At 62.8% G+C, this 20,227-nt stretch carries 16 protein-coding genes; 2 read left to right on the plus strand and 14 right to left on the minus strand.

Features of this window, described 5'->3' with window-relative positions:
* Positions 1-420: 420 nt before the first annotated feature.
* Together ACWKY3_RS08365 and ACWKY3_RS08370 are read left to right on the plus strand one after the other, a co-directional pair.
* Complete coding sequence (locus tag ACWKY3_RS08365) at positions 421-1,911, plus strand: DEAD/DEAH box helicase (RefSeq protein WP_449315963.1); 1,491 nt, start codon at positions 421-423, stop codon at positions 1,909-1,911.
* A 357-nt stretch (positions 1,912-2,268) separates the two neighbouring features.
* On the plus strand, positions 2,269-3,153 hold the full coding sequence (locus tag ACWKY3_RS08370) for an Rpn family recombination-promoting nuclease/putative transposase (RefSeq protein ID WP_449315964.1): 885 nt from the start codon (positions 2,269-2,271) through the stop codon (positions 3,151-3,153).
* 26 nt (positions 3,154-3,179) lie between these two features.
* Here the strand turns inward: ACWKY3_RS08370 and ACWKY3_RS08375 are convergent, their stop codons facing one another.
* From ACWKY3_RS08375 to ACWKY3_RS08440, 14 genes are all read right to left on the minus strand, one after another.
* Positions 3,180-4,049, minus strand: a complete 870-nt coding sequence (locus ACWKY3_RS08375; RefSeq protein ID WP_449315965.1) for a helix-turn-helix domain-containing protein — start codon at positions 4,047-4,049, stop codon at positions 3,180-3,182.
* A 165-nt stretch (positions 4,050-4,214) separates the two neighbouring features.
* Positions 4,215-5,870 (minus strand): ABC1 kinase family protein, encoded by a 1,656-nt coding sequence (locus tag ACWKY3_RS08380; RefSeq protein ID WP_449315966.1) that lies wholly within the window; start codon positions 5,868-5,870, stop codon positions 4,215-4,217.
* 21 nt (positions 5,871-5,891) lie between these two features.
* Positions 5,892-6,248, minus strand: a complete 357-nt coding sequence (locus ACWKY3_RS08385; RefSeq protein WP_449315967.1) for a phasin family protein — start codon at positions 6,246-6,248, stop codon at positions 5,892-5,894.
* Between the two features lie 143 nt (positions 6,249-6,391).
* Positions 6,392-7,051: an HAD family hydrolase gene (locus ACWKY3_RS08390; protein ID WP_449315968.1), complete on the minus strand. Its 660-nt coding sequence runs from the start codon at positions 7,049-7,051 to the stop codon at positions 6,392-6,394.
* A 77-nt stretch (positions 7,052-7,128) separates the two neighbouring features.
* Positions 7,129-8,886, minus strand: coding sequence for a proline--tRNA ligase (locus tag ACWKY3_RS08395; RefSeq protein ID WP_449315969.1), 1,758 nt, complete (start codon positions 8,884-8,886; stop codon positions 7,129-7,131).
* Positions 8,883-9,950, minus strand: coding sequence for a flavodoxin-dependent (E)-4-hydroxy-3-methylbut-2-enyl-diphosphate synthase (gene ispG, locus ACWKY3_RS08400; RefSeq protein WP_449315970.1), 1,068 nt, complete (start codon positions 9,948-9,950; stop codon positions 8,883-8,885). The genes ACWKY3_RS08395 and ispG overlap by 4 nt, the downstream gene beginning before the upstream one ends.
* A 228-nt stretch (positions 9,951-10,178) precedes the next feature.
* Entirely contained in the window at positions 10,179-11,297 is a 1,119-nt protein-coding gene (locus ACWKY3_RS08405; RefSeq protein ID WP_449315971.1) for a site-2 protease family protein, read from the minus strand.
* 456 nt (positions 11,298-11,753) lie between these two features.
* Positions 11,754-13,058, minus strand: a complete 1,305-nt coding sequence (rpoN, locus tag ACWKY3_RS08410; protein ID WP_449315972.1) for an RNA polymerase factor sigma-54 — start codon at positions 13,056-13,058, stop codon at positions 11,754-11,756.
* A gap of 6 nt (positions 13,059-13,064) precedes the next feature.
* Entirely contained in the window at positions 13,065-13,376 is a 312-nt protein-coding gene (locus tag ACWKY3_RS08415) for a ferredoxin family protein (RefSeq protein ID WP_449315973.1), read from the minus strand.
* Entirely contained in the window at positions 13,373-14,674 is a 1,302-nt protein-coding gene (locus tag ACWKY3_RS08420; protein WP_449315974.1) for an FAD-dependent oxidoreductase, read from the minus strand. Before ACWKY3_RS08420 ends, ACWKY3_RS08415 begins: the two co-directional genes overlap by 4 nt.
* Positions 14,675-14,680: 6 nt before the next feature.
* Positions 14,681-16,282 carry a class I adenylate-forming enzyme family protein gene (locus tag ACWKY3_RS08425; RefSeq protein WP_449315975.1) on the minus strand — a complete coding sequence of 534 codons (1,602 nt, stop codon included), beginning with the start codon at positions 16,280-16,282 and terminating at the stop codon, positions 14,681-14,683.
* Between the two features lie 33 nt (positions 16,283-16,315).
* Positions 16,316-17,722, minus strand: coding sequence for an SLC13 family permease (locus ACWKY3_RS08430; RefSeq protein ID WP_449315976.1), 1,407 nt, complete (start codon positions 17,720-17,722; stop codon positions 16,316-16,318).
* Between the two features lie 18 nt (positions 17,723-17,740).
* Entirely contained in the window at positions 17,741-18,877 is a 1,137-nt protein-coding gene (locus ACWKY3_RS08435) for an acyl-CoA dehydrogenase family protein (RefSeq protein WP_449315977.1), read from the minus strand.
* A gap of 25 nt (positions 18,878-18,902) precedes the next feature.
* A complete protein-coding gene (locus tag ACWKY3_RS08440) occupies positions 18,903-20,162 on the minus strand; it encodes a CaiB/BaiF CoA transferase family protein (RefSeq protein ID WP_449315978.1) in 1,260 nt (419 codons plus the stop codon).
* Between the last annotated feature and the right edge of the window lie 65 nt (positions 20,163-20,227).

Below are 20,227 nucleotides of genomic sequence, written 5' to 3' on the forward strand. Positions count from 1 at the left end.
CGCCATCCTCCTCGGCCATAGGGCGTTCGGCTAACTGGGAAAACTCCCCCTTCCGCTAAAGTGTTCGGATGGCTTTGCGATTCAACCCTTTTCGCGGGTCGGGCAAGGCGGACGCCAGAGACGGATGGACCGATTTGGAGAGATCGTGGATATTTTTGTGCGTTTTCGCGATTTCCTCGATTCGCGGTCGCTTCGAAAGGCCGAAACGGACATACTGTAGGGCCGCTTCACACGAAATTCTTACTCCTTTCTTTTCGCGTTCGCATAGCTTCGCCAAATAGATTGAGATAAGCGGCTCGGGTAAAGCGCAATGCACACCGCTGGAGCGGGTGCGAACAGGGGCATGGCGCCGAACCCTCTTGGAGAAGGCGACGCATGCGAACGGTCAGCGCGCAACGCGCACGAAGAGAAACGGAAAACATGATGAGCGACTTTGCCGACCTCGGCCTTTCCCAAGCTGCCCTCGCGGCTGTCGACCGCTTGGGCTACGAGAACCCCACCCCCGTGCAGGAGCAGGCCATTCCCTTGGTTTTGGAAGGCCGCGACCTCATTGCCGCAGCCAGCACGGGCACCGGCAAAACGGCGGCGTTTTTGCTGCCTGTGCTGTCCGTGCTGCCCCGCGTCAAGGGCCGGGGCCGCGCGCCGCGCGTGCTGGTGGTCAGCCCCACGCGTGAGCTCGCGCAGCAGATCGCCCGCACGTGCATGCAGATCGCCCGCAAAACCGGGCACTTCGTGACCACCGTGTTCGGCGGGACCTCCTACGGACCCCAGATCAAGGAGCTGCGAGGCGGCACCGACGTGCTCATCGCCACTCCGGGCCGCCTGAAGGACCTTATGGCGCGCGGCGTGGTGGATCTGGGAAGCATCGGCGTGCTGGTGCTCGACGAGGCCGACCGCATGCTCGACATGGGCTTTCTGCCGGACGTCACCACCATCGTGGAGGCCACTCCCGACTGCCGCCAGACGCTTCTGTTCTCGGCCACCATCGACCAGTCCATCCAGAAGAACCTCGGATCGCTTCTGAGAGATCCCGCCATGGTCGAGATCGCCCGGAACGGGGAGACCGCCAAGACGGTGGAGCAGTTCATGATGCCCATCAAGAACTTCCAGAAGCCCGAACTTCTGCATGCCGTGCTCGACGAGAAAGGCTCGGAGCGCGTCATCGTGTTCGCGCGTACGAAGAATCGCACCGAGGAGTGCGCCGAGGAGCTGCGCAATGCGGGATACAGCGCCGAGTCCATCCATTCCGACAAATCGCAGGGCCAGCGGCGGCGCGCGCTTGAGAACTTCCGTCGCGGGAAGACCTCCGTTCTTGTGGCCACCGACGTGCTTGCGCGCGGCATCGACGTGCCCGATGTGGACCACGTGATCAACTTCGATCTGCCCGACATGCCCGAAGACTACGTGCACCGCATCGGACGCACGGGTCGCGCGGGCGAGCAAGGCTACGCCATCTCCTTCGTCACCCGCGAGAATCGCCGCCTGCTCGCCGACATCGAAAAGCTCATCGACAAGCACATTCCGCTTATGGAGCTTGAGACGTTCGAGCTTGACCTGTCCCTGCTCGAAAAGCCCAAGAAGGGCGAGCGCCGCGGAGCCGGGGCGCGGAGCGGGAAACCCAAGAGCAGCCGCAGCTACGGAGGGAACCGCCACGGAGGCGCCCGGCGTCCGGGAAGCGGCAGAAGCGAGTTCAAAGGGCGCAGCTCCGAGCGCCGTCAAAACGATCGCCCCGACGGCAAGCGTCGGGAGGGTTTTGAGCGCAGCGAAGCCGGCTTCAAGCGCAAGCCCTCGAAGAACTACACCAATGCGGCGAAGCGCGTTGCCAAGAAGCAGCGAGCCGAGGCCCAAGGGAAAAAGACCGCCAAGAAACCGAACGGCCGCAGCACTTACGACTACAGCAAGTTCGTGTAAGGCGGCCATCCCGCGGTCGAGGGAAACTGCGGAGCGCAAGGTTGGCCAAGCAAAAAAAGAGCCCCGGTTCGTTTTGAACCGGGGCTCTTTTTTGAGGTCGCACAGCCGCACAGCAGTTTGCCGCAGATGCCGAGCGCCGTCTCATGATCCCCCCCCTTTTTTTTTCAAAATTTTCTGTACAAAAGTTTGTAATACATGCTATTATACCATTGTCAGAAAGCCCGAGCAGGCGCTTGCGAACGACATCTTGTCCGCTTGCCCATAGATGGCCGCAGCAACCCCTCCGCGGCCCGCACCACGCCTGCAGGATCTGGATCAGATCCTCGAATCGCAGAGGGGGCGAAAGAGGGTGAATCCATGGAAAGGCGGCTGCCGTTCTCGAATCGTTATGTCTTCGCAAAGGTCATGCAAGACAATCCCGACCTGTGCAGGGAGATACTGGAACGCATCTTGGACATCCGCATCGACCGCATCGAGGCGATTGAAGTTGAATCCGAAGGCCCCGCCATCGTGCGGAGAGGCGTTCGGTTCGACGTGTTCGCCAAGAGCGACCGGGCCGCATTCGAGGTGGAGATGCAAAGCTACGAGCAGGAAAGCCTGCCCAAGCGCATGCGGTACTACCGCTCCCAGCTCGACAGGCGCATGCTCAACAAAGGAGACGATTTCGAAGACCTCAGACCCGTGTACGTGATATTCATCTGCAGGCGCGATCCTTTCGGAAAAGGGCTTCCCACCTACACGTTCAGGAGCCGCTGCGACGAGGATCCGGACGTCGCGTTCGACAACGGTTCCCTTGATGTCGTCCTGAACTCCCAGGGCGATCTCGAGCAGGCTCGCCCGGAAATCGCAAGCCTGCTACAATTCGTGGAAACGGAGAAGGTGGCGTTTGCCGACCCTCTCACGTCGAAGCTCGCGCACGCAGTGGAGCAAGCCCATGAAGACGAGGAGTGGATCCAGAACATGAGTTGGCTGGAATGGGACATCCGAGATGCGAAGGCCCACGCCGCGGCCGAAGGGCGTGCAGAGGGCCACGCGAAAGGACTCGAAGAGGGTCGTGAAGAGGGCCTCAAAGAGGGTCGTGAAGAGGGTCGTGAAGAGGGTCGTGCGGAAGGACGGTCGGAAGAAAAGACCCGGACGATCGAAATGCTTCGCGCAATGAAGGAGAACGGGCTTGGCATCGAGGAGGCGCTGGCCGCCCTTGAGAACGATGCGCCGGGGTCCTGCGCCGAGCCTCGAAACTAAGGTCCGCCGACGCCGGGCAAGGCCGCTTAGGATTCCCCCTCGTCCACACGGCCTTGCCCGGCCTCCGACCTGTCGCGCCCGAGGTTGCGCCACCAACGTGACACGCTGCATGCAAGCCACTCGACAAGGGGGATGGTCAGAAACGCCACCCATGCCGGATGGGGTTCGCCTTCCACGAAGGCCATGAAGCAGAACCAGGCTGCCGCAAAAACAGGATACGCGCCTTGGACAAACGGCGCAAAACGCCTCTGTCCAATAGCGCGCCCGACCAGATAATAGAGCGGAATGGCAAAGAACAGGAAAAGCCCGATTCCCCACATGTTGGCAAGCCCCTGCAGACTCGAAAACGCGCCGAGCAACAGATAGGCGGCAACCACCACGAGCGGGAACGGGAACTTCACCCATGCCTTCTCGAACGCGCTCAGAGGCTTGCCGTTGATCGTTGCCTCGCCGCGGCCGATGTGCACCTCGTCGCCTGCGGCGCTGGACACGTGGATGCCCTCGCGCCAAGACACGTGCACGCGCTCCTTGCCATCGTCCACGTGGATGCCGTCAAAACCGACGCGGACTTTCGCAGTCCCCTCCTCCGCCGACCCGCCCGACTCGCCCGACGCGAAAGCGCGAGCGGACTCCCCTGCCGCGCGCTCGGCGGCTCGGTCGGCCGCCTCGAACGTCACATCGTCTTCGATGTCGGCGCCCACGTACAGAAGCTCATCGAGCGACACGCCGTAAAGCTGGGCGAGCGCGATGAGGTTGTCCGTGTCGGGCGATGATTCCGAGCGCTCCCATTTCGATACGGCCTGCCGGGACACGCCCAGCTTCTCGGCCAACGCCTCTTGGGACAGACCCGCCTTCTTGCGCCGCGCCGCCAAGCGCTCCGCTATTTCCACGTTCATCGCATATCCTTTCTCGCCCCGATCGCCCAAATCTGATGACCAGATTACGGTTGCGGAGGACAAAATGCGACCGATTCTGCTTGGAATTTTCCGCAACTCAAAGTTGCCCCTCTTCCCACCAGCAGAAACGAAAACCTTCGCCAGCAGGCGAAAACAAGCAGGACCCTACAGCTTGCGCCTGCCTATGCCGATCAGCACCCAGATAGAGAGGACGGCCGCCCCCAGGTACCCGAAGAAGGCGAGCACGGGGACGCCCAGAAGACGGGGTTCCATAGCAGAAAGGGCCAGCATGCTCGAACCGATGAAAAGGCCGGCGATGATGACGCCCACCGTGAGGCGATTCATGATCTTCGACAGCTTGGAAAACGGAGCTTCGCTACCGAGAACCTCCATGTTCACCTTCAATTGGCCCCGCGTCAGCATCTTGAGCGCCTCGCCTGAATAGCGCGCGGCGTCAAGCGTCCCACCCGCAGACGAGCGCAGCGCCATCGCCAGATCCCGCATCCCCGCCACCAGCTCGTCGCGCGGATCCTTCGACCGCTGGATGTGCGCGTTGATGATGCCGACGACGTTCTCGTTGGGAATGAAGGGGGCGATGGTCCCCTCCAGCGTCACGATACCGCGGGACACGCTTGTGATGGAGGACGGCAAGGTGACCTTGCACGAACGCGTGAGCATGAGGATGTCTGTGAGGAACTGGCCTATGTCTATGTCCGCGACGTCGCACGATCCATAGTCCGAAAGCAGCAGATCGAGATCGGCGAGGAAGCGCGTGTGATCGATGGCCGCGTTGTCCTTCGCAACGGCGAAGGACATGAGGGCGTCTTTGAGCTCGGTGGAACTCTCCATGCCCACAGCTTCGATGATGCTGCCGAAACCGGCGCGATCGCGTGGCGACAGCCTGCCCATGTTGCCCAAATCGATGTAGACGATCTTGCCGCCGCGGATAAGCAGGTTCCCGGGGTGGGGATCGGCGTGGAAGAACCCATGGTCGAGGATCTGCGTCGCGTAGTTGTCGAGGATCTTCTCGCCGATCTCGCCCACATCGTACCCCGCCGCCAAAAGCCTGTCGGCGGCCAGAATGGGGATCCCGTCGATGTACTCCATGACCAGCACGTACTCGCTGCAAAGCTCCGGATACACCTTAGGACAGTCGATAAACGCCACGTCCTTGTTGAGCCGGGCGAACTCCTCCAGGTTGGCCGCTTCCCGCTGAAAGTCGGTCTCTTCCAAAAACGTCGCCCACAGCTCCTCCACCACGTCGCGCAAGTCGAGCATCTGCTCGTCCTTCATGAACCGCGACGCCTGGCGGGCCACCATGCGCATGATGTCGATATCCTGCGCCATGGTGGCCTTGACGCCCGGACGCTGAATCTTCACGGCCACGACGTCGCCGTTTGCAAGACGGGCCTTGTGCACCTGCGCAAGCGACGCGCTGCCAAGCGGCGTGGGATCGATGTCCGAGAAAACCTCTTCGCGCTTCGCGCCGTAAATGTCGTCAAGCGCCGCCAGGATGCTCTCGAACGACAGCGGCTCGCATTCCGTCTGGAGCTTGGCCAGCTCGTCGCAGTACGCCTTCGGCAGTATCTCCGAGCGCGTGGACAGCGTCTGCCCGATCTTGACGAAGCTGGGACCCAGATCCTCGAGCACCGCGCGAAACTCCTCGGGCGTGAACCCTTTGAGGAAGCGATGCTTCTGAAGGATGGAGTATATCTCCTTCAGCCGGCGCGCCCGCGTCTTGCGGCTGAGGTGGAACCGGTTCTCCGGATCAACGTCCGCGCCGGAACTGAAGAAGTACTTAAGCAGGGTGTTGTCCGCCATGCGCCCGAACGCCGCCCGGATTTACGCGCCCGTCTCCGGTGCGTCCGCACCGGAGACCTCCCCGCCCGACTCGTCCGAGGCATCCTCGGCCCCGGCGTTCGCCTTCGCGGCGAATTCGGCGGCCTTCGCGGCGAACTCCGTCCGCTCCTTTGGCGTCATGGCGGCCATGCGGGCCTCCAGCGCGTCATAGCGCACGGCCGTGACAGCCTCTTCGGCCTTGTGCTTGAGTTCCGAGTTGATCTCCCTGCCCTGGTCGACCGTGAGCTCGCCTTTTGCGATGAGCTGGTCCACCAGCTCCTTGGTCTTCTCGCCCGTGATGGCCATAGCCCCCACGCCCGCCAAGAAAATGTCTTTGAAACCGTCACCGAGATGCGCCATGAGTGCCTCCTTCGCCGTGACCCGTCGAAAGCGCGCGCTTTCGATCTTGGAACCATGATGCACCAAAACGGGGGAAAGGGCAACGCCGTGCGGGGAGCAGGCCACGCCCTCTCCCCCGCCGCTCCGAAAAGCCCCCTCGCACGTCAGCGCAATCCGCCCTCAAGCAGAGAGGCCACCTCCGAGCAGCTGCCGCAAACGAACGTGGGGCGCTCGGCCACGAGCGTTTTGCGCGGGAACATGCCCCAAAGCGCCGCCGCGGTGAGGCACCCCGCCCCGTTGCCCGCCTGGATGTCGAAAGGACTGTCGCCCACGTACAGGCACGACCCCGGGCTGCGTCCCAAAAGCGCGCATCCGCGCGCCACAGGGCCCGGAGCCGGCTTGTGCTCGGGCCAATCGTCGGACCCCACGAGGAAATCGAAGTAACCGGCAAGCGCGAAACGGTCGAGGCCGCGCATGGCAGGCTCATGCCGCTTCGAGGTGACGACGCCAAGAGGAAACCCGGCGTCCTTCAGGCGGTCGAGCATATCCCTCGTGTCGGGGAACACCTTGATCAGGTCATCGTGGACCAGGGCGTTGTGCTCGCGGTACACGCGGCAAAGCTCGTCATGCACCGACTCGTCATCGGTGAAGTCCCACATCTGAACGACAAGCGGCTGCCCCACTTTGGCCATGAGCTGCTCGTCGGGCAGCGCTTCGCCCAGCACTTTCCGCGTGGTGTGGCGAAAGGTGGACAACAGCAAGTCGTAGGTGTCCAGCAGCGTTCCATCCAGATCGAACAAAACGGCCTCTATCGAACAAGACATGCTCTCCCTTTCCCACGTTGAACGCGCCGGGGCCTCGCCATGAGGGATGCCCCGGCAGCCGACAGTCGCCGCAGCTCCTATTCGAACAGCGCCCCGAACAGGCTCACTTCGGAACCCCACACCTTCGCGTTGCGCTGCGAGAACGCGAGCGCGTCAGTGAGCGCGGCAAGCGGGATGTCCCGGCGCGCACCGTTGCTGCGCCGCTTCACCTCCACTTTCTGCTCGGCCAGACCGCGCTTGCCCACGATAACCTGCAAAGGCCAGCCGATGAGGTCGGCGTCGGCGAACTTCACGCCCGCACGTTCCTTGCGGTCGTCGATGGCCACCTCGAAGCCGAGGCGCGCCAGGTCGGCCGCCAGCTTTTCGGCGGCAGGCTGCACTTCGTCGTCGCCCACCGTAAGCGGAATCACGCACACGTGCGCCGGCGCCACGGACAGCGGCCAGGCGATGCCGTGCTCGTCGTTGTGCTGCTCCACGATGGCGGCCACGGAGCGCGAGATGCCCACGCCGTAGCAGCCCATGATGAAAGGCTGCTCGGAGCCGTCCTCGGCCATGAACGTGGCGCCCATGGCGCGGGAGTACTTGTCGCCGAGCTGGAACACCTGCGACACCTCGATGCCGCGCGCGCCTTCAAGCGGAAGGCCGCACGCGGGGCAGCTGTCGCCGGGACGCACCACGCACAAATCGGCCCACTCGTCCACCTGGAAGTCCTCGCCAAGGCGCGCGCCCACGTAGTGGTAGCCGTCCTCGTTGGCGCCCACGACCCACTTCGGTACCGCCTGCAGGCTGCGCGCCGCGATGACGTAGGCTTCCTCGGGCAGCCCCACCGGGCCCATCGAGCCCTTGTGCAGGCCGAAGCCCTCCATCTCCTCGTCGGAAAGCAGCGTGAAGCCGCCCGCCGCACGCGCGGCCTTGAGCTCGTTGAGCTCGTGGTCGCCGGGGATGAACAGCACGGTCAGACGCCCCTCGTCGTTCTTGCCCGAGAGCGCCTTCACGGTGGAGGACTCGGGGATGTCCAAAAACTCCGCGAGCTCGGCGATGGTGTGCACGCCGGGCGTGGCCACCTTCTCCATCTTCGGCACGTCGTGAACCGTGGGGCGGGCCAGGCAGTCGCCGGCCTCCACGTTGGCGGCGTATCCGCACGAGCAATGCACCAGCTCAGCCTCGCCCGCTTCGGCAAGCGCCATGAATTCGCAGGTCACGCTGCCGCCGATCTGACCGGAGTCGGCTTCGACGGGGCGGTAGTCCATGTCCATGCGCTCGCAGATGCGCCCGTACGCCTCGCTCATCTCGTCGTAGGTCCGCTGCAGGGACTCCTGGGTGGCGTGGAAGCTGTACGCGTCCTTCATGATGAATTCGCGGCTGCGCAGAAGCCCGAAACGGGGGCGGATCTCGTCGCGGAACTTCACTTGGATCTGGTAGAGAGCCACGGGCAGCTCCTTGTAGGAGCGCAGCTCGTTGCGCACGAGGGCGGTGAGCAGCTCCTCGTGGGTGGGTCCGAGGCAGAACTCGTGCTCATGGCGATCTTCAAGGCGCATGAGCTCGGGGCCGTAGTCGTTCCAGCGGCCGGACTCGTACCACAGCTCCGCCGGCTGCAGGGCCGGCATCATGATCTCCTGCGCGCCGATGCCGTCCATCTCCTCGCGCACGATGTTCTCCACCTTCGCGAGCACCTTCTTGCCAAGCGGCAGGAAGGTGTACACGCCCGAGGCCGTCTTGCGGATGAAGCCCGCACGCAGAAGCAGCCGGTGGCTCGCGATCTCCGCGTCGGCGGGGTCCTCTTTGAGCGTGGGCGCGTACAGCTCGCTCATGCGCATGATGTTCACGTTCGTCATAGCCTTCCTATCTCCTCCATCAAAGCGTCCACGATGGCGCTCTCCTCCACCTTGCGGACGACGGTTCCCTTGGAAAACACCGCGCCGGACCCTTTGCCGCACGCCACGCCTATGTCGGCGTCGGCGGCCTCGCCCGGCCCGTTCACCACGCAGCCCATCACCGCCACCTTGAGCGGCTTGTCCAGACCGGCGATGCGCTCCTCCACCTCGCGCGCGAGCGCGATGAGGTCCACCTGGCAGCGCCCGCACGTGGGGCAGCTGATGAGCTCCGGGCCGCGACGGCGCAAATCGAGCGCCGCGAGCAGCGTCCAGCACGCCCGGACCTCGGTCGCGGGATCGTCGGTGAGCGAGATGCGCAGCGTGTCGCCGATGCCCTCCTCCAAAAGAACGCCCAAGCCGCACGCGCTTTTGACAAGTCCTTGGAACGCCGTGCCCGCCTCGGTGACGCCGATATGCAGGGGCACGTGCGGAAGCTCCTCGCTGAGCAGGCGGTACGTGCGCACCGTGGTCATCACGTCGTGAGCCTTCGCGCTGACCACCAGGTCGCGGAAACCGCGGGCCTCGCAGTGGCGCACGTAGTCCGCAGCCGAGCGGGCCAGCTTCTCCGGAAGCGCAAGATCGTCGCGCGCCGCCAGCTCGGCATCGAGCGAACCCGCGTTCACCCCGATACGGATAGGGATGCCCGCCTCGCCCGCCGCGTCCAGCACGGCGTCGGTCGCATCGAGCCCGCCGATGTTGCCGGGGTTGATGCGCAGCTTTGCCGCGCCCCGGCGGGCGGCCGCCACGGCGATGTCGGCAGAGAAGTGGACGTCGGCCACCACGGGCAGGGGCGACTGCTCGCACACGGCCGAAAACGCATCGAGGCAGCTTTTGCGCGGGACGGCCATGCGCACGATTTCGCAGCCCGCCTGGGCGAGCGCATCGATCTGCGCGAGGTTGGCCGCCACGTCGTCGGCCGGCGCGTTGAGCATCGACTGCACCGCGACGGGCGCGCCGCCGCCCAGGGGCACGCCGCCCACCATGACCCGGCGGGTGGCCTCGTTCGGTTTGGCGCATGATGCCATCGGGCCTCCGTTCCTCGTCCTTCCGCCCGCCGCTGTCATCGCATGCGCTGACAGCACCGCATCCCAAGCGGAGAAAAGCCGGGGCGCGCGAGCGTATCGGCCTATTCTACCTCCGATCGCGCGCAAGACGGCGCAAATGCACAGGGTTTTCGCGGAGCAGCTCGACGACGCGGCACGGAGGGGCGCCCGCAGAACGCGGACGCGAAGCCGCGCAAAGCGCGCTGCGGCCTACGCGCCGAATCCCGCCCCCGATATGATGCGCTGGATGTCCTGGTTCGCCATGATCAGGAAGAAGCAGACGAACAGCGCCATGCCGGCCATCGACAGATAGTTGAGCGCCCGCATGGACACCGTGCGACGCGAGATCTTCTGGAACACTTCGACCACCAGGCGGCCGCCGTCAAGCGGCGGAATGGGCAGCAGGTTCATGATGCCGAGCGACACCGAAATGGACGCCACGAACTGGATGACATAGACCGGCCCCATGTCGAACGCATCCTTGGACATGACCGCGATGCCGATGATGGACGAGGAGTTGGACACGGTGTCGGCCGCGGTGGCGGGATTGAACAGCCCCGCGATCATCTGCACGACCAGTCCGATATAGGAGAACCCCACCTGCACGGCCTGCAGCGGACCCACCACCACATGCTGCACCACGCCCGTCGTCGGATTCTGCATGTCCACGCCGATCACGGAGAACAGGACGACGAACAGCGCGACGGCGAAAAGGAGGTTCACCGCCACGCCGGCGACCAAAATGACGGCGCGTTTCCAAAACGGCAGGCTGCGGTACTGCTGGCGGTACTCGCTCTCGAAGAAGGCGCGCGGGTCGTCCACGGGACGAGGCTCGCCCGCCCCGTAGGAGGCGGGATCGGGCAAACCTGCCGCACGCGCGGCCTTGACCTGCTTTTTCGTTGGCTTCAACGCGGGCGTGCGGTAGGTGTTGTACTGGTCTTTCTTCGTCGGCCCCAGCACGCTGCCCCACTCCGTCAGCTCCTCGAGCGCCGCGTAGGCGTCGTCGTCGGAGATGCCGCAGTCGGCGGCCACGTCCTCCATGTTGGCGGTGCCGCGACGGTACAGGGACGCGAGGACCTTCTCCAGGTGGGGACTCATCTCGCCCGGCTCCATGCCGCACACCTTGGCGTAGCCTCCCAACAGGATGGGCGTGACGCCGAACTTGGTGCCTCCCCTGGTGAACCCGATGCTGGGACCGGGCAGGCCCAGCATGAACTCGGTCACGCGCACGCCGAACGCGCGCGAGGCCAAATAGTGCCCGCCCTCGTGAATGAACACGAGGAATCCCAGCACGAGCGTGGCGTAAACGATCATGAGGATGATATCCATGAACTCGAATCCTTCCGAATGCGAGAGTGCGTTTCGCCACCATTATAAGGATGCGCGTCCGCGCGCACCGTCCCCAAACCGATGCGCGGGAAAAACCTACAAGCATCCCTTCATTTCACCACGAACGGCAATCCGGCGGGAGGGGAACGGATTTCCACCGTCGAAGGCGACCGCCATCCGAGAATCGGCCGAAGCGCCGACCTGGGACGCTGGGGGCGTGCTGGAACCACGTTGGAACGCCGCTGGATCCGCGCTGGAGGCGCGCTAGGTTTGCGTCAGATCCATGTGGGAAACATGCTGGATCCGCGCAAGATCGCGCCGGTTTTCCGCTGGAAACGCGCCATCGGCGCGTAAAGTCCGTCCGCTATCATGGTTTCAGCGGGCCCGCGCAACAACAATCGCATCACCCTTGGAAGGACGCCATGATGAAGCCCCCTCCCCCGAGAGCCCCCACGCTCAACGGTAACGCCGCTCGGAAGCAGGAGGAATGCCCAGTTCCTGCCGGAACCGGGCGACCGTCCTGCGCGACAGCTCCACGCCGCGGCGTGCGAACTCTTCCGCGATCTTCTGATCGCTCAGAGGGCAGGACCTGTCTTCGCCTTCCACAATGTCGCGCAACATCATGCGGAGGTTGCCGCCTGCGGGGGGACGGGCTATGGTCGAGTGCGAGAACAATGACTTCATGGGAACCACGCCCCAACGGCACTGCACGAAGGACCCTTTGACCGCACGGCTCACAGTTGAAACGCTGACGGACAGATCCTCGGCGACCTGGCCCATGGTCACCTCCCGCCGATGACGCGGCCCGAAGGCGAAAAACGCCTTCTGCCTGGCCACCAACTGCTCGGCGATGCTCAACATGAGCTCGCGTCGCTGCCTGAGGCTGGCGCGCAGGCCGTACGCCTGGCGGTATTTGCCTTCCACCCATTCAACCGCCGATCCGTCGGCCCCCTCCCTCACCTTCGCGCGAAAGGAGGGGTCGAGAACCACATCGTAGCTTGCCGCAGGCCCTAGCTCCACCCGGAACCCCTCGTCGGTCTGTTCGACCACAATGTCCGCCAGCACGTACTGCGTTCGCTCGCGAGCGAACATCGCCCCAGGTCGAGGATCGAGGCTGCGAATAAGCCCCATCGCCTCGATCACCTCTTGACGCGACGTTCCAGGAAAGGCGCGCTCTATCTCGCCCACACGGTTTTTCGCCAAAAGGGGCAGATGGTCGGCCACTATTCCGCGAGCCAGCACGGCATCGGGATGCAGCGCCTCAAGCTGCAACAACAGGCTTTCGCGCACCGACCGCGCGCCGATGCCGCATGGCTCGAGGGACTGGAGCAGCTCCACCATGCGCACGACCACCGCCGCCTCGGCACCAAGACTCGACGCCGCTTGCTCCGGCGACTGCGAAAGGTAGCCGCTCTCATCGATCATGCCGATCAGATAGCGAAGCACGTGCAGTTCCTGCTCCGAAAGCCGTGCAACGGCAACTTGGCTGAGCAAGTACTCTTCGATGCAGGGGGTATCTTGAACGTCGCCGATCTTGTCCGAGGACAGCCCCTCGCCTCCCACAAGCCCATCCCAGCCCGGCGACGCCGCAGCGAAGGCCACCTCGACGTCGGGACGGACCACCTCGATCACGGGATTCTCGAGCGCGATCTCGTCGAGGTGCGCCTCCAGCTCGACCGACGTCATGGCCAGAAGCGTCATGGTCTGCAAATGGTGCTGGGACAGACCGAGGTTTTGGACGGCCTGCTGTATCTGCCTCATGGCACCCTATCCGTACCGGTACTCCACGCCCATGGTGGGCCGGGGGTTGTCCCACTTTTCGACGATGGTGCCCTCGCAGGCGATGCGGCAGGTGCCGCACTCCAGGCAGCCGGCGTAGTCGAAAGACCTCTTGCCGTCCTCGTCGATCTTGTAAAGCGCCGCCGGACATACGCGCACGAGCTTGAGGAACTCCTCCGCGTACCCCTCGGACCCGTCGTCCTCCGCCAGCTCGATGTGAGCGCTCTCCTCGTCCACCTCGTACTTGTCGAGCGCCAGGAACCCGTCGACGTTGACCGTGATCTTCCCCACCTTGCTCACAGCGACTTCACCGCCTTCCTCACCTCTTTGGCCAGCTTGATGAGGCCGCGCTTCCTCACGATGGGCATCATGCGTTTCATGAGGGGCTTCTGCGGCTTGCCGTCTACACTGAACAGCGCGTTCATAACCTCTTTCGCCATGACCGGATAGTCGGCGAACATGCTGGACCAGCCCTCCATGACGTGGGGCCACTTGCAAAACGTGCGCAGGTCCTTGATGACGAACGAGTCCTCCATGGCCTGCTTGTAGGACGCGAGGCCCGCCGCGCTCGTGTCGCCCGCATCGAGAGCGCGCGCAGCGGCCTGGCCCGCCATCTGACCCGACGCCACCGCGAAGTCCATGCCGCGCACCTGATAACCCATGTTCATGCACAGCCCCGCCGACTCGCCCGCCACCAGGCAGCCGTCGAAGACGTGCTGCGGCACCATGTCGTAGCCGCCCTCGGGCACCATGTGGCCCGAATGCTCCACAAGCTTCGCGCCCTTGATGATGGGGGCCACAGCCGGATGGTGCTTGAAATCCTCGAGCATCTGGTACACCGGCGTCTCGTTGGCGCCGTCGGCGGCCGTTGAGACGGTGGCCACAAGGCCGAGCGAGATGGAGTCCTTGTTCGTGTACAAAAAGCCGCCGCCCACGTTGCCATGCGTGCAGTCGCCCACGAAGAGCATGGCCGCGCCCTCGCCCTCCGGCAGCAGGAAGCGGTCCTCGATGACGCCCGCGGGAAGCTCGAACACCTGCTTGACGCCCACCGCCATCTGGCTGGGCTTCGGGCGCGGGTTTCCCAGGCACCTCTCGGCGAGCACGGTGTTGCAGCCTTCGGCGAGGATGACCACCTCGGCGGTGATCTCGTCCTCGCCGGCGCGCACGCCAACGACCTTGCCGGACTCGTCCTTCAAAAGCTCCTCCACGGCGATGCCGTAGATGTACTCGGCGCCAGCGTCCTCCGCCTTCCCGGCGAGCCACTGGTCGAAGGGCGCGCGCAAGACGGCGTAGGAGTCCTTGCCCTCCTCGGAAAGCTCGGGCGAGGTGAAGTCCACGGCCGTCTGGCTCGCAGGATCCATGAACGCCATGCGCTCGTGGGTGATCTTGCGCTCAAGCGGAGCCTCCCTCTCGAAATCGGGGAACACCCTCTTGAGCGAGTGCGAGTAGACGCGCCCTCCCGTCATGTTCTTCGCGCCGGCGAAGTTGCCGCGCTCGATGACGAGCACGCTTTTGCCGGCCCGCGCCAGCTCGTAGGCCGCCACGGCGCCCGCGCACCCGGAGCCGACGACGACCGCGTCGAAATCGGTTTCGGACATCTCGTTTCATCCTTTCCGGTTGATGCCCGGCAAAGGAGAGAAAAGCGCTCTCCCCCGCCTTCGCAATTCGGCTTTTTGAACTTTTCCTATGCTGTTGACGGGCAACGCGTCAAGCACAGCCCAGTACCGAGGCTTCTTGTAGCCAGGAAGATGCGACCTGCAAAACGAGATAAGATCGTCAGGATCAAGGGTGCGCCCTGGCTCCAATACAATGGCTGCGGCTATGCCCTCTTCGTACACCTCGTCATACACGCCCACCACCGCGCAATCGGCTATGTACGGGTGCTCGAGCAGAACCCTTTCTATCTCCAAGGCGTACACGTTCTCTCCACCCGTTTTGATGACATCCTTGAGCCTGTCCACAAGATAGTAGTAACCTTCCGCGTCGCGCTTGAGCAAATCGCCCGTCCGCAACCATCCTCCGGCAAGCACATCCTGGCCGGATTCCTTGACGTTGCCAAGATAGCCCTGAAACACCATCGGCGAGCGAACCAACCCCTCTCCAACCTCGCCGTCCTTCACATCTTGGCCGCGCTCGTCAACAAGCTTCACCTCCACAAGAGCGTTGACGGTTCCCACGGTGGAAACGAGTTCGGGGCGACGCTCGAGCGTTGTCTTGTCGAGGGCGATGCTCGTGATCGAACACGCCTCGGTCGATCCCCAGGAAAACCTCAATCGGGCATTGGGAAACAGCTCGAAGATGGAACGAGCGTACCCAAGATCGCACCGTCCGCCAGAGATCAGCACATCCCGCACGCTCGGCAACGTAAGATCAGCCCTTTTCGGACACGACGTCAAACGTCGGTAAACGACAGGCGGCACCATGAGCACCTGCGTGACCTCGTATCGCTCGATCATGTCAAGCACGGCAGGAGCGTCAAACCGCTCAACCAGCACCACGGTCCCAGCGAGCGCGGCCATCTTGAGGATGCACATCAAACCACCGGTATGGTAGAACGGCGAGGTTGTCAGCATGATCTCATGCTTCGAACATCCCCCGCTTTCCAGCGCGAGGACAAGAGCGTGCTCGCGCACCATTCTCTGCGTGCGCACAACCCCTTTAGGCCGTCCCGTTGTTCCACTCGTGAACAAGATGATAGACTCGTCATCATCTTTCAAATCCTCCGACACGGGGCCGGAGGATCCCAGATTGTAAAACGCACTCCAAGACATCCACGAGCCATCGTGCGCGCCCCCTTCGGCGACCAACACGGTAAGGTTGATCCTCCCTGCAAGAAAACGGCCCGTTTCCAGGAAACGATCTGCGCAGAACAAGACATCGCAATCGGCCATATGCATATCAAGCGCAATCTCTTCGGGCAAAAGGCGCGCGTTCAACGGTACCGTCACGGCGCCGATTTTCTGGCATGCGCACCACACCAGCATCCACTCAAGCGAGCTGTGCCACAAAAGCGCCACGCGCCTTCCCTTTTGAATGCCGACCGCCTTCATAGCTTGCGCCAGCCAATCGCTCTGTCGATTGAGCTGCTCCCATGTCAGAGTGCCGTTTTTGTCGACAACCGCAGGACGATCAGGGAAACAAGCGGCGTTTCTCACCAAGAACCACTCGTATTGGAACACGTGGATCACATCCTCATTTTGCCACATACCATGCGCCTTCGATGCGTTCCTTGCACGGGGCTACAGCGCCCAGACACCCGTCGCCTGCCACACAAAGTATGCCACATAGGCGGCGATCAGCGCTATGACGCAGTACACCACGCAGTACGACGTGGTGGCGCGCTCGGTAACCCAGCCGTCGCCGGCGCTGTGGATAGCGGTCAGATACACCGAACTTTGATACGGCATGAACCACACCACGACAAAGGCGTTCATGATGAACCCCACCACCCACGGGTTCACACCAGCCGCTATGGCAAGCGGGAACAAGAAGGCGGTGAACACCGACAAGTACCCGATCTCCGAGAGGATGAGGAACCTCACCAAGATGGTAAGCACGGCAAGCCCTGTGATGAGCAGGAACGGATTGCCGAAGAACATCGTGGTGAACGGCCCCACGGCAATGACGAGCCAATCGGTGATGCCCACCGCCGGAAGCACGGAGGAGAGGCTGACAGCGCACCCGATGAACACAAGCGACTCCCACGCCACGTTGGTGCGCCACTTTTTGACAGGCAGGATGTCAAACACCAACGATGCGGCGAGGGCGAACAAAGCCGCAGCGTACTCGGGAATCCCCAACTGGCCCTTGAAGATCCACAGCAGGATGGTCACCACCATGATGACGCCCATGATCTTCTCTCTTTTCGTCCAAGCTCCCAGCTCTGCAAGCCGTTGGTCAAGGAACCCCATATCGAACTTGTCGGAGTTCGCGGGACGATAGCGACGGCTGATGTAGAAGTAGTTCCCCAAGAACATCACCACGATCCACGGCAACGCGCACAGCGCCCACACGGCCATGGTGTAGTGCTCTTGGATCTCGGGGGAATACATGCCCACGAGCGCCGCCGTCGTCACTGATGCGCTGATGAACATCGCAGGAGAGAAGCAGATGGCCGAATAGTAGGATAGGAACAGGCCGGTCGTCTCCTTGCTCTCGTTCTCGTAGCCCATCGCCTCGCCTATCCCGCGAGTGAGCGGCGAGAGGATCGAGCACTTCGCCGCTTTGCTGGGAATAGCGGGCGACGTGATGGTGGACACCGCAGAAAGGCCCAGCACCTGACCTTTGTAGCTCTTCGGAAACAGACGCAGCATCAGAATGGAGACGCGCTCTAAAAGGCCGCACTCCTTGATGGCCGCACCGAGCCCAAACGCTGCGACGACAAGCCAGAAAGTCGAACCGGAGAATGCCGAGAACGAAGTGTCCACCGGCACTTGCGCGACGACCACAAACAGCGAGCTCATGATGACGGCTGTAGCCGCTTCGGGAAAGACACGCCCCGCCCACAGCACCACGGCGCCAAGCAGAATGCCAAGCACCCGCATGCTGGAGACCGTCAGCTCAGGCGGCGGCGGCACGAGCGCAAGCCCGACGCCCGCCACGACCGCGACGATCATGAACGCGATCTTCTTCAACGTGAAATCCATTGCTTGCCCCTTCTTGCGTTAGCCGCGATCCTTTTTGAGAGCCTTGAAGATGATGTTCTTCTGTATCTCGCTGGTGCCCTCCCCTGTGATGAGCACGCACGCATCCGCGTAGTAGCGCGAGAGCCCAAAATCTTTCAGCAAGCCCATGCCGCCGCAGATCTCCATGGCGCGCTGGCACACCTGCTGGGCCATAGTCGTGCATTTCAGCTTCGCAATGGATCCGCCTTTGCCGATTGAGCGGCCGGCGTCCAGCTCGGAGGCGAGGTGCATGAGATAGCCGCGGCACACCTGGATATCGCTGTACATGTCGGCAAAGTAGTGTTGCAAAGCCTGGAAGTCGGTCAGCATGCGGCCGAAGGCCTCGCGGGCAGAGGCGTACTCCCACGCCTTCTCGAACGCGCCCTCCGCATAGCCCACGGCGCGGGCGGCGATGACCAAGCGCGCATTGTCGAGAGTGGAAAGCGAAATGCGCAGACCCTTGTTGACCTCGCCGCACACGCTCCACTTCGGAACGCGGCAATCCTTGAAGTACACGTCGCCCGTGTCCGACCCGCACCAGCCGAACTTGTCGTAATGCGCACCGTACGACACGCCGGGCGCCTGGGCGTCCACCAAAAACACGCTGATGCCCTCGTTGCCGTCCGCATCGACGGTCTTCGCGCTCACCTGCCAGCTGCCCACGGCGCTACGGTACGAGATGAAGCTCTTCGTGCCGTTGATGACCCACTCGTCGCCGTCGAGCACGGCGGTCGTTTGGATGGCGCGCGAGTCAGAGCCGCCGGAAGGCTCGGTGTAGGCCATACCCATGAAGCGACCTTCGTCGAGGATACGCGGCAAAAACGTCTCGATCTGTTGCTCATTGGCGAAGCTCAGCAGCTTGTTTGCGTTGTTCGAGCAGTTCAGAAGAGAGCCGATGGTGTTGTTGTAGCGGCAGCCCTGCATGACCAAGAGCAGAAGCGTGGTCATGTCCTCGCCCAGCCCACCGTGCTCTTCAGGCGCGACCAGACGCGTGAAACCAAGCTCAGCCATGCGCTGCTGCATCCAGATGGGATACTCATCTACCGTGTCAAGCTCTTTAATGCGCGGCTCGACCTCCTGCTGTATGAACTCGTTGAGAATCTTGAGGTACATCTCCTGATTTTCCGTAAGTTGCATGTTCGTTCCTTTCGTCTGAAAACGGTCACTTCGTGATGAGCGACGACGCCACCGCGCCGCTCTCCTTAAGATCCGCGATACGGGCATCTTCGTAACCAAGGATGTTGCGCAGAACAAGCTCAGTCTCTTGACCAAGAAGCGGAGCGCCCTTGTACACCGTGCAGGGCGTGCCGTTGAACTTGGGGGCTGTCGCGATATCGACGAAATCTTCTCCCGACGTTACGTCCTTGATCTTGATGAAATCGTTTCGAGCTTGCCAATGGGGGTGATTGAAAGCATCTTCGGCGTTGTTGAGCTTCGATGTGGGAATTCCCAACTCCATGAGAGCGTTTTCCACCTCGGTAGCCGTATGCTTCGCACAGTATTCGTCCCAAAGGCTTTCCATGCGAGCTGTCTTCTCGGGATCATCTTGCCCGCACGTCTCCATGTAGGGGTACTCCTCAACGTCCATCCCCATCAGCCCGCAGAACTTCGGCCACATGTTAAGACCCCATACCGCCACGGCCACCCATTCTCCGTCTTTGCAGCGGTAATACCCGAAAGGCCTCCATAGCTGGTTGATCGGCCCCGTTCGACGGTACAGGCCCTCGCCGTTAAGCTGCGAGCACCAGTGATAGCTCATCAAATACGCCGCGCTCTCGTACATGGCCACGTCAACAACCTGGCCTTCACCCGAATGCAATGCGCTCACATAGCCGGCCAGCGCCCCGCACGCAGCTTGATAGGCGGTCACGATGTCGCAAAGGATGGGGTTGGCCGTGAGGTACGGGCCGTCGGGCATGCCTTGCATGGCGGCAAGGCCGCTAAACGCCTGACCGACAGGATCGGCGCACGTACGACCGAGCAGGCGATCGTCGCCGCCGTTTTCGGGAAGACCGTAGCCTGTGACATGCGCAATCACCAGTTTCGGATTGGCCGCGAAAGCCACTTCGTCAGTAGGGCCGTGCTTTCCAATGTTCGGTACGCTGTTGATCCAGATATCGCACTGTTTGACCAAATCCTCAAACACGGCTTTAGATTCCGGGTGGCGATTGAAGTTTGTGTCGAGTTCGAAGCTGTTCATGTTGCGGCCCAAGCTGATCCACTTCGGAACGACTCCGGCATCTCCCACGCGCTTGCCTATGCGCGAGGTGTCGCCCGCGCCGGGGATCTCGATCTTGATGATCTCGGCCCCCATGTCGCCAAGCCAGCGGGCAGCGAACGGACCCGCAAACGCCACGCCCGTGAGCATCACGCGCACCCCGTGCAGCGGACCGAACTTCTGGCCGATCAGGTTGTCTTTCATCGATGCTTCCTCCTTATCCTCCGTATCCTCACGCTCTGCGGACGCAGAGCGCTTGCACCTTCCCC

The sequence above is a fragment of the Rubneribacter sp. genome, from assembly GCF_965361815.1.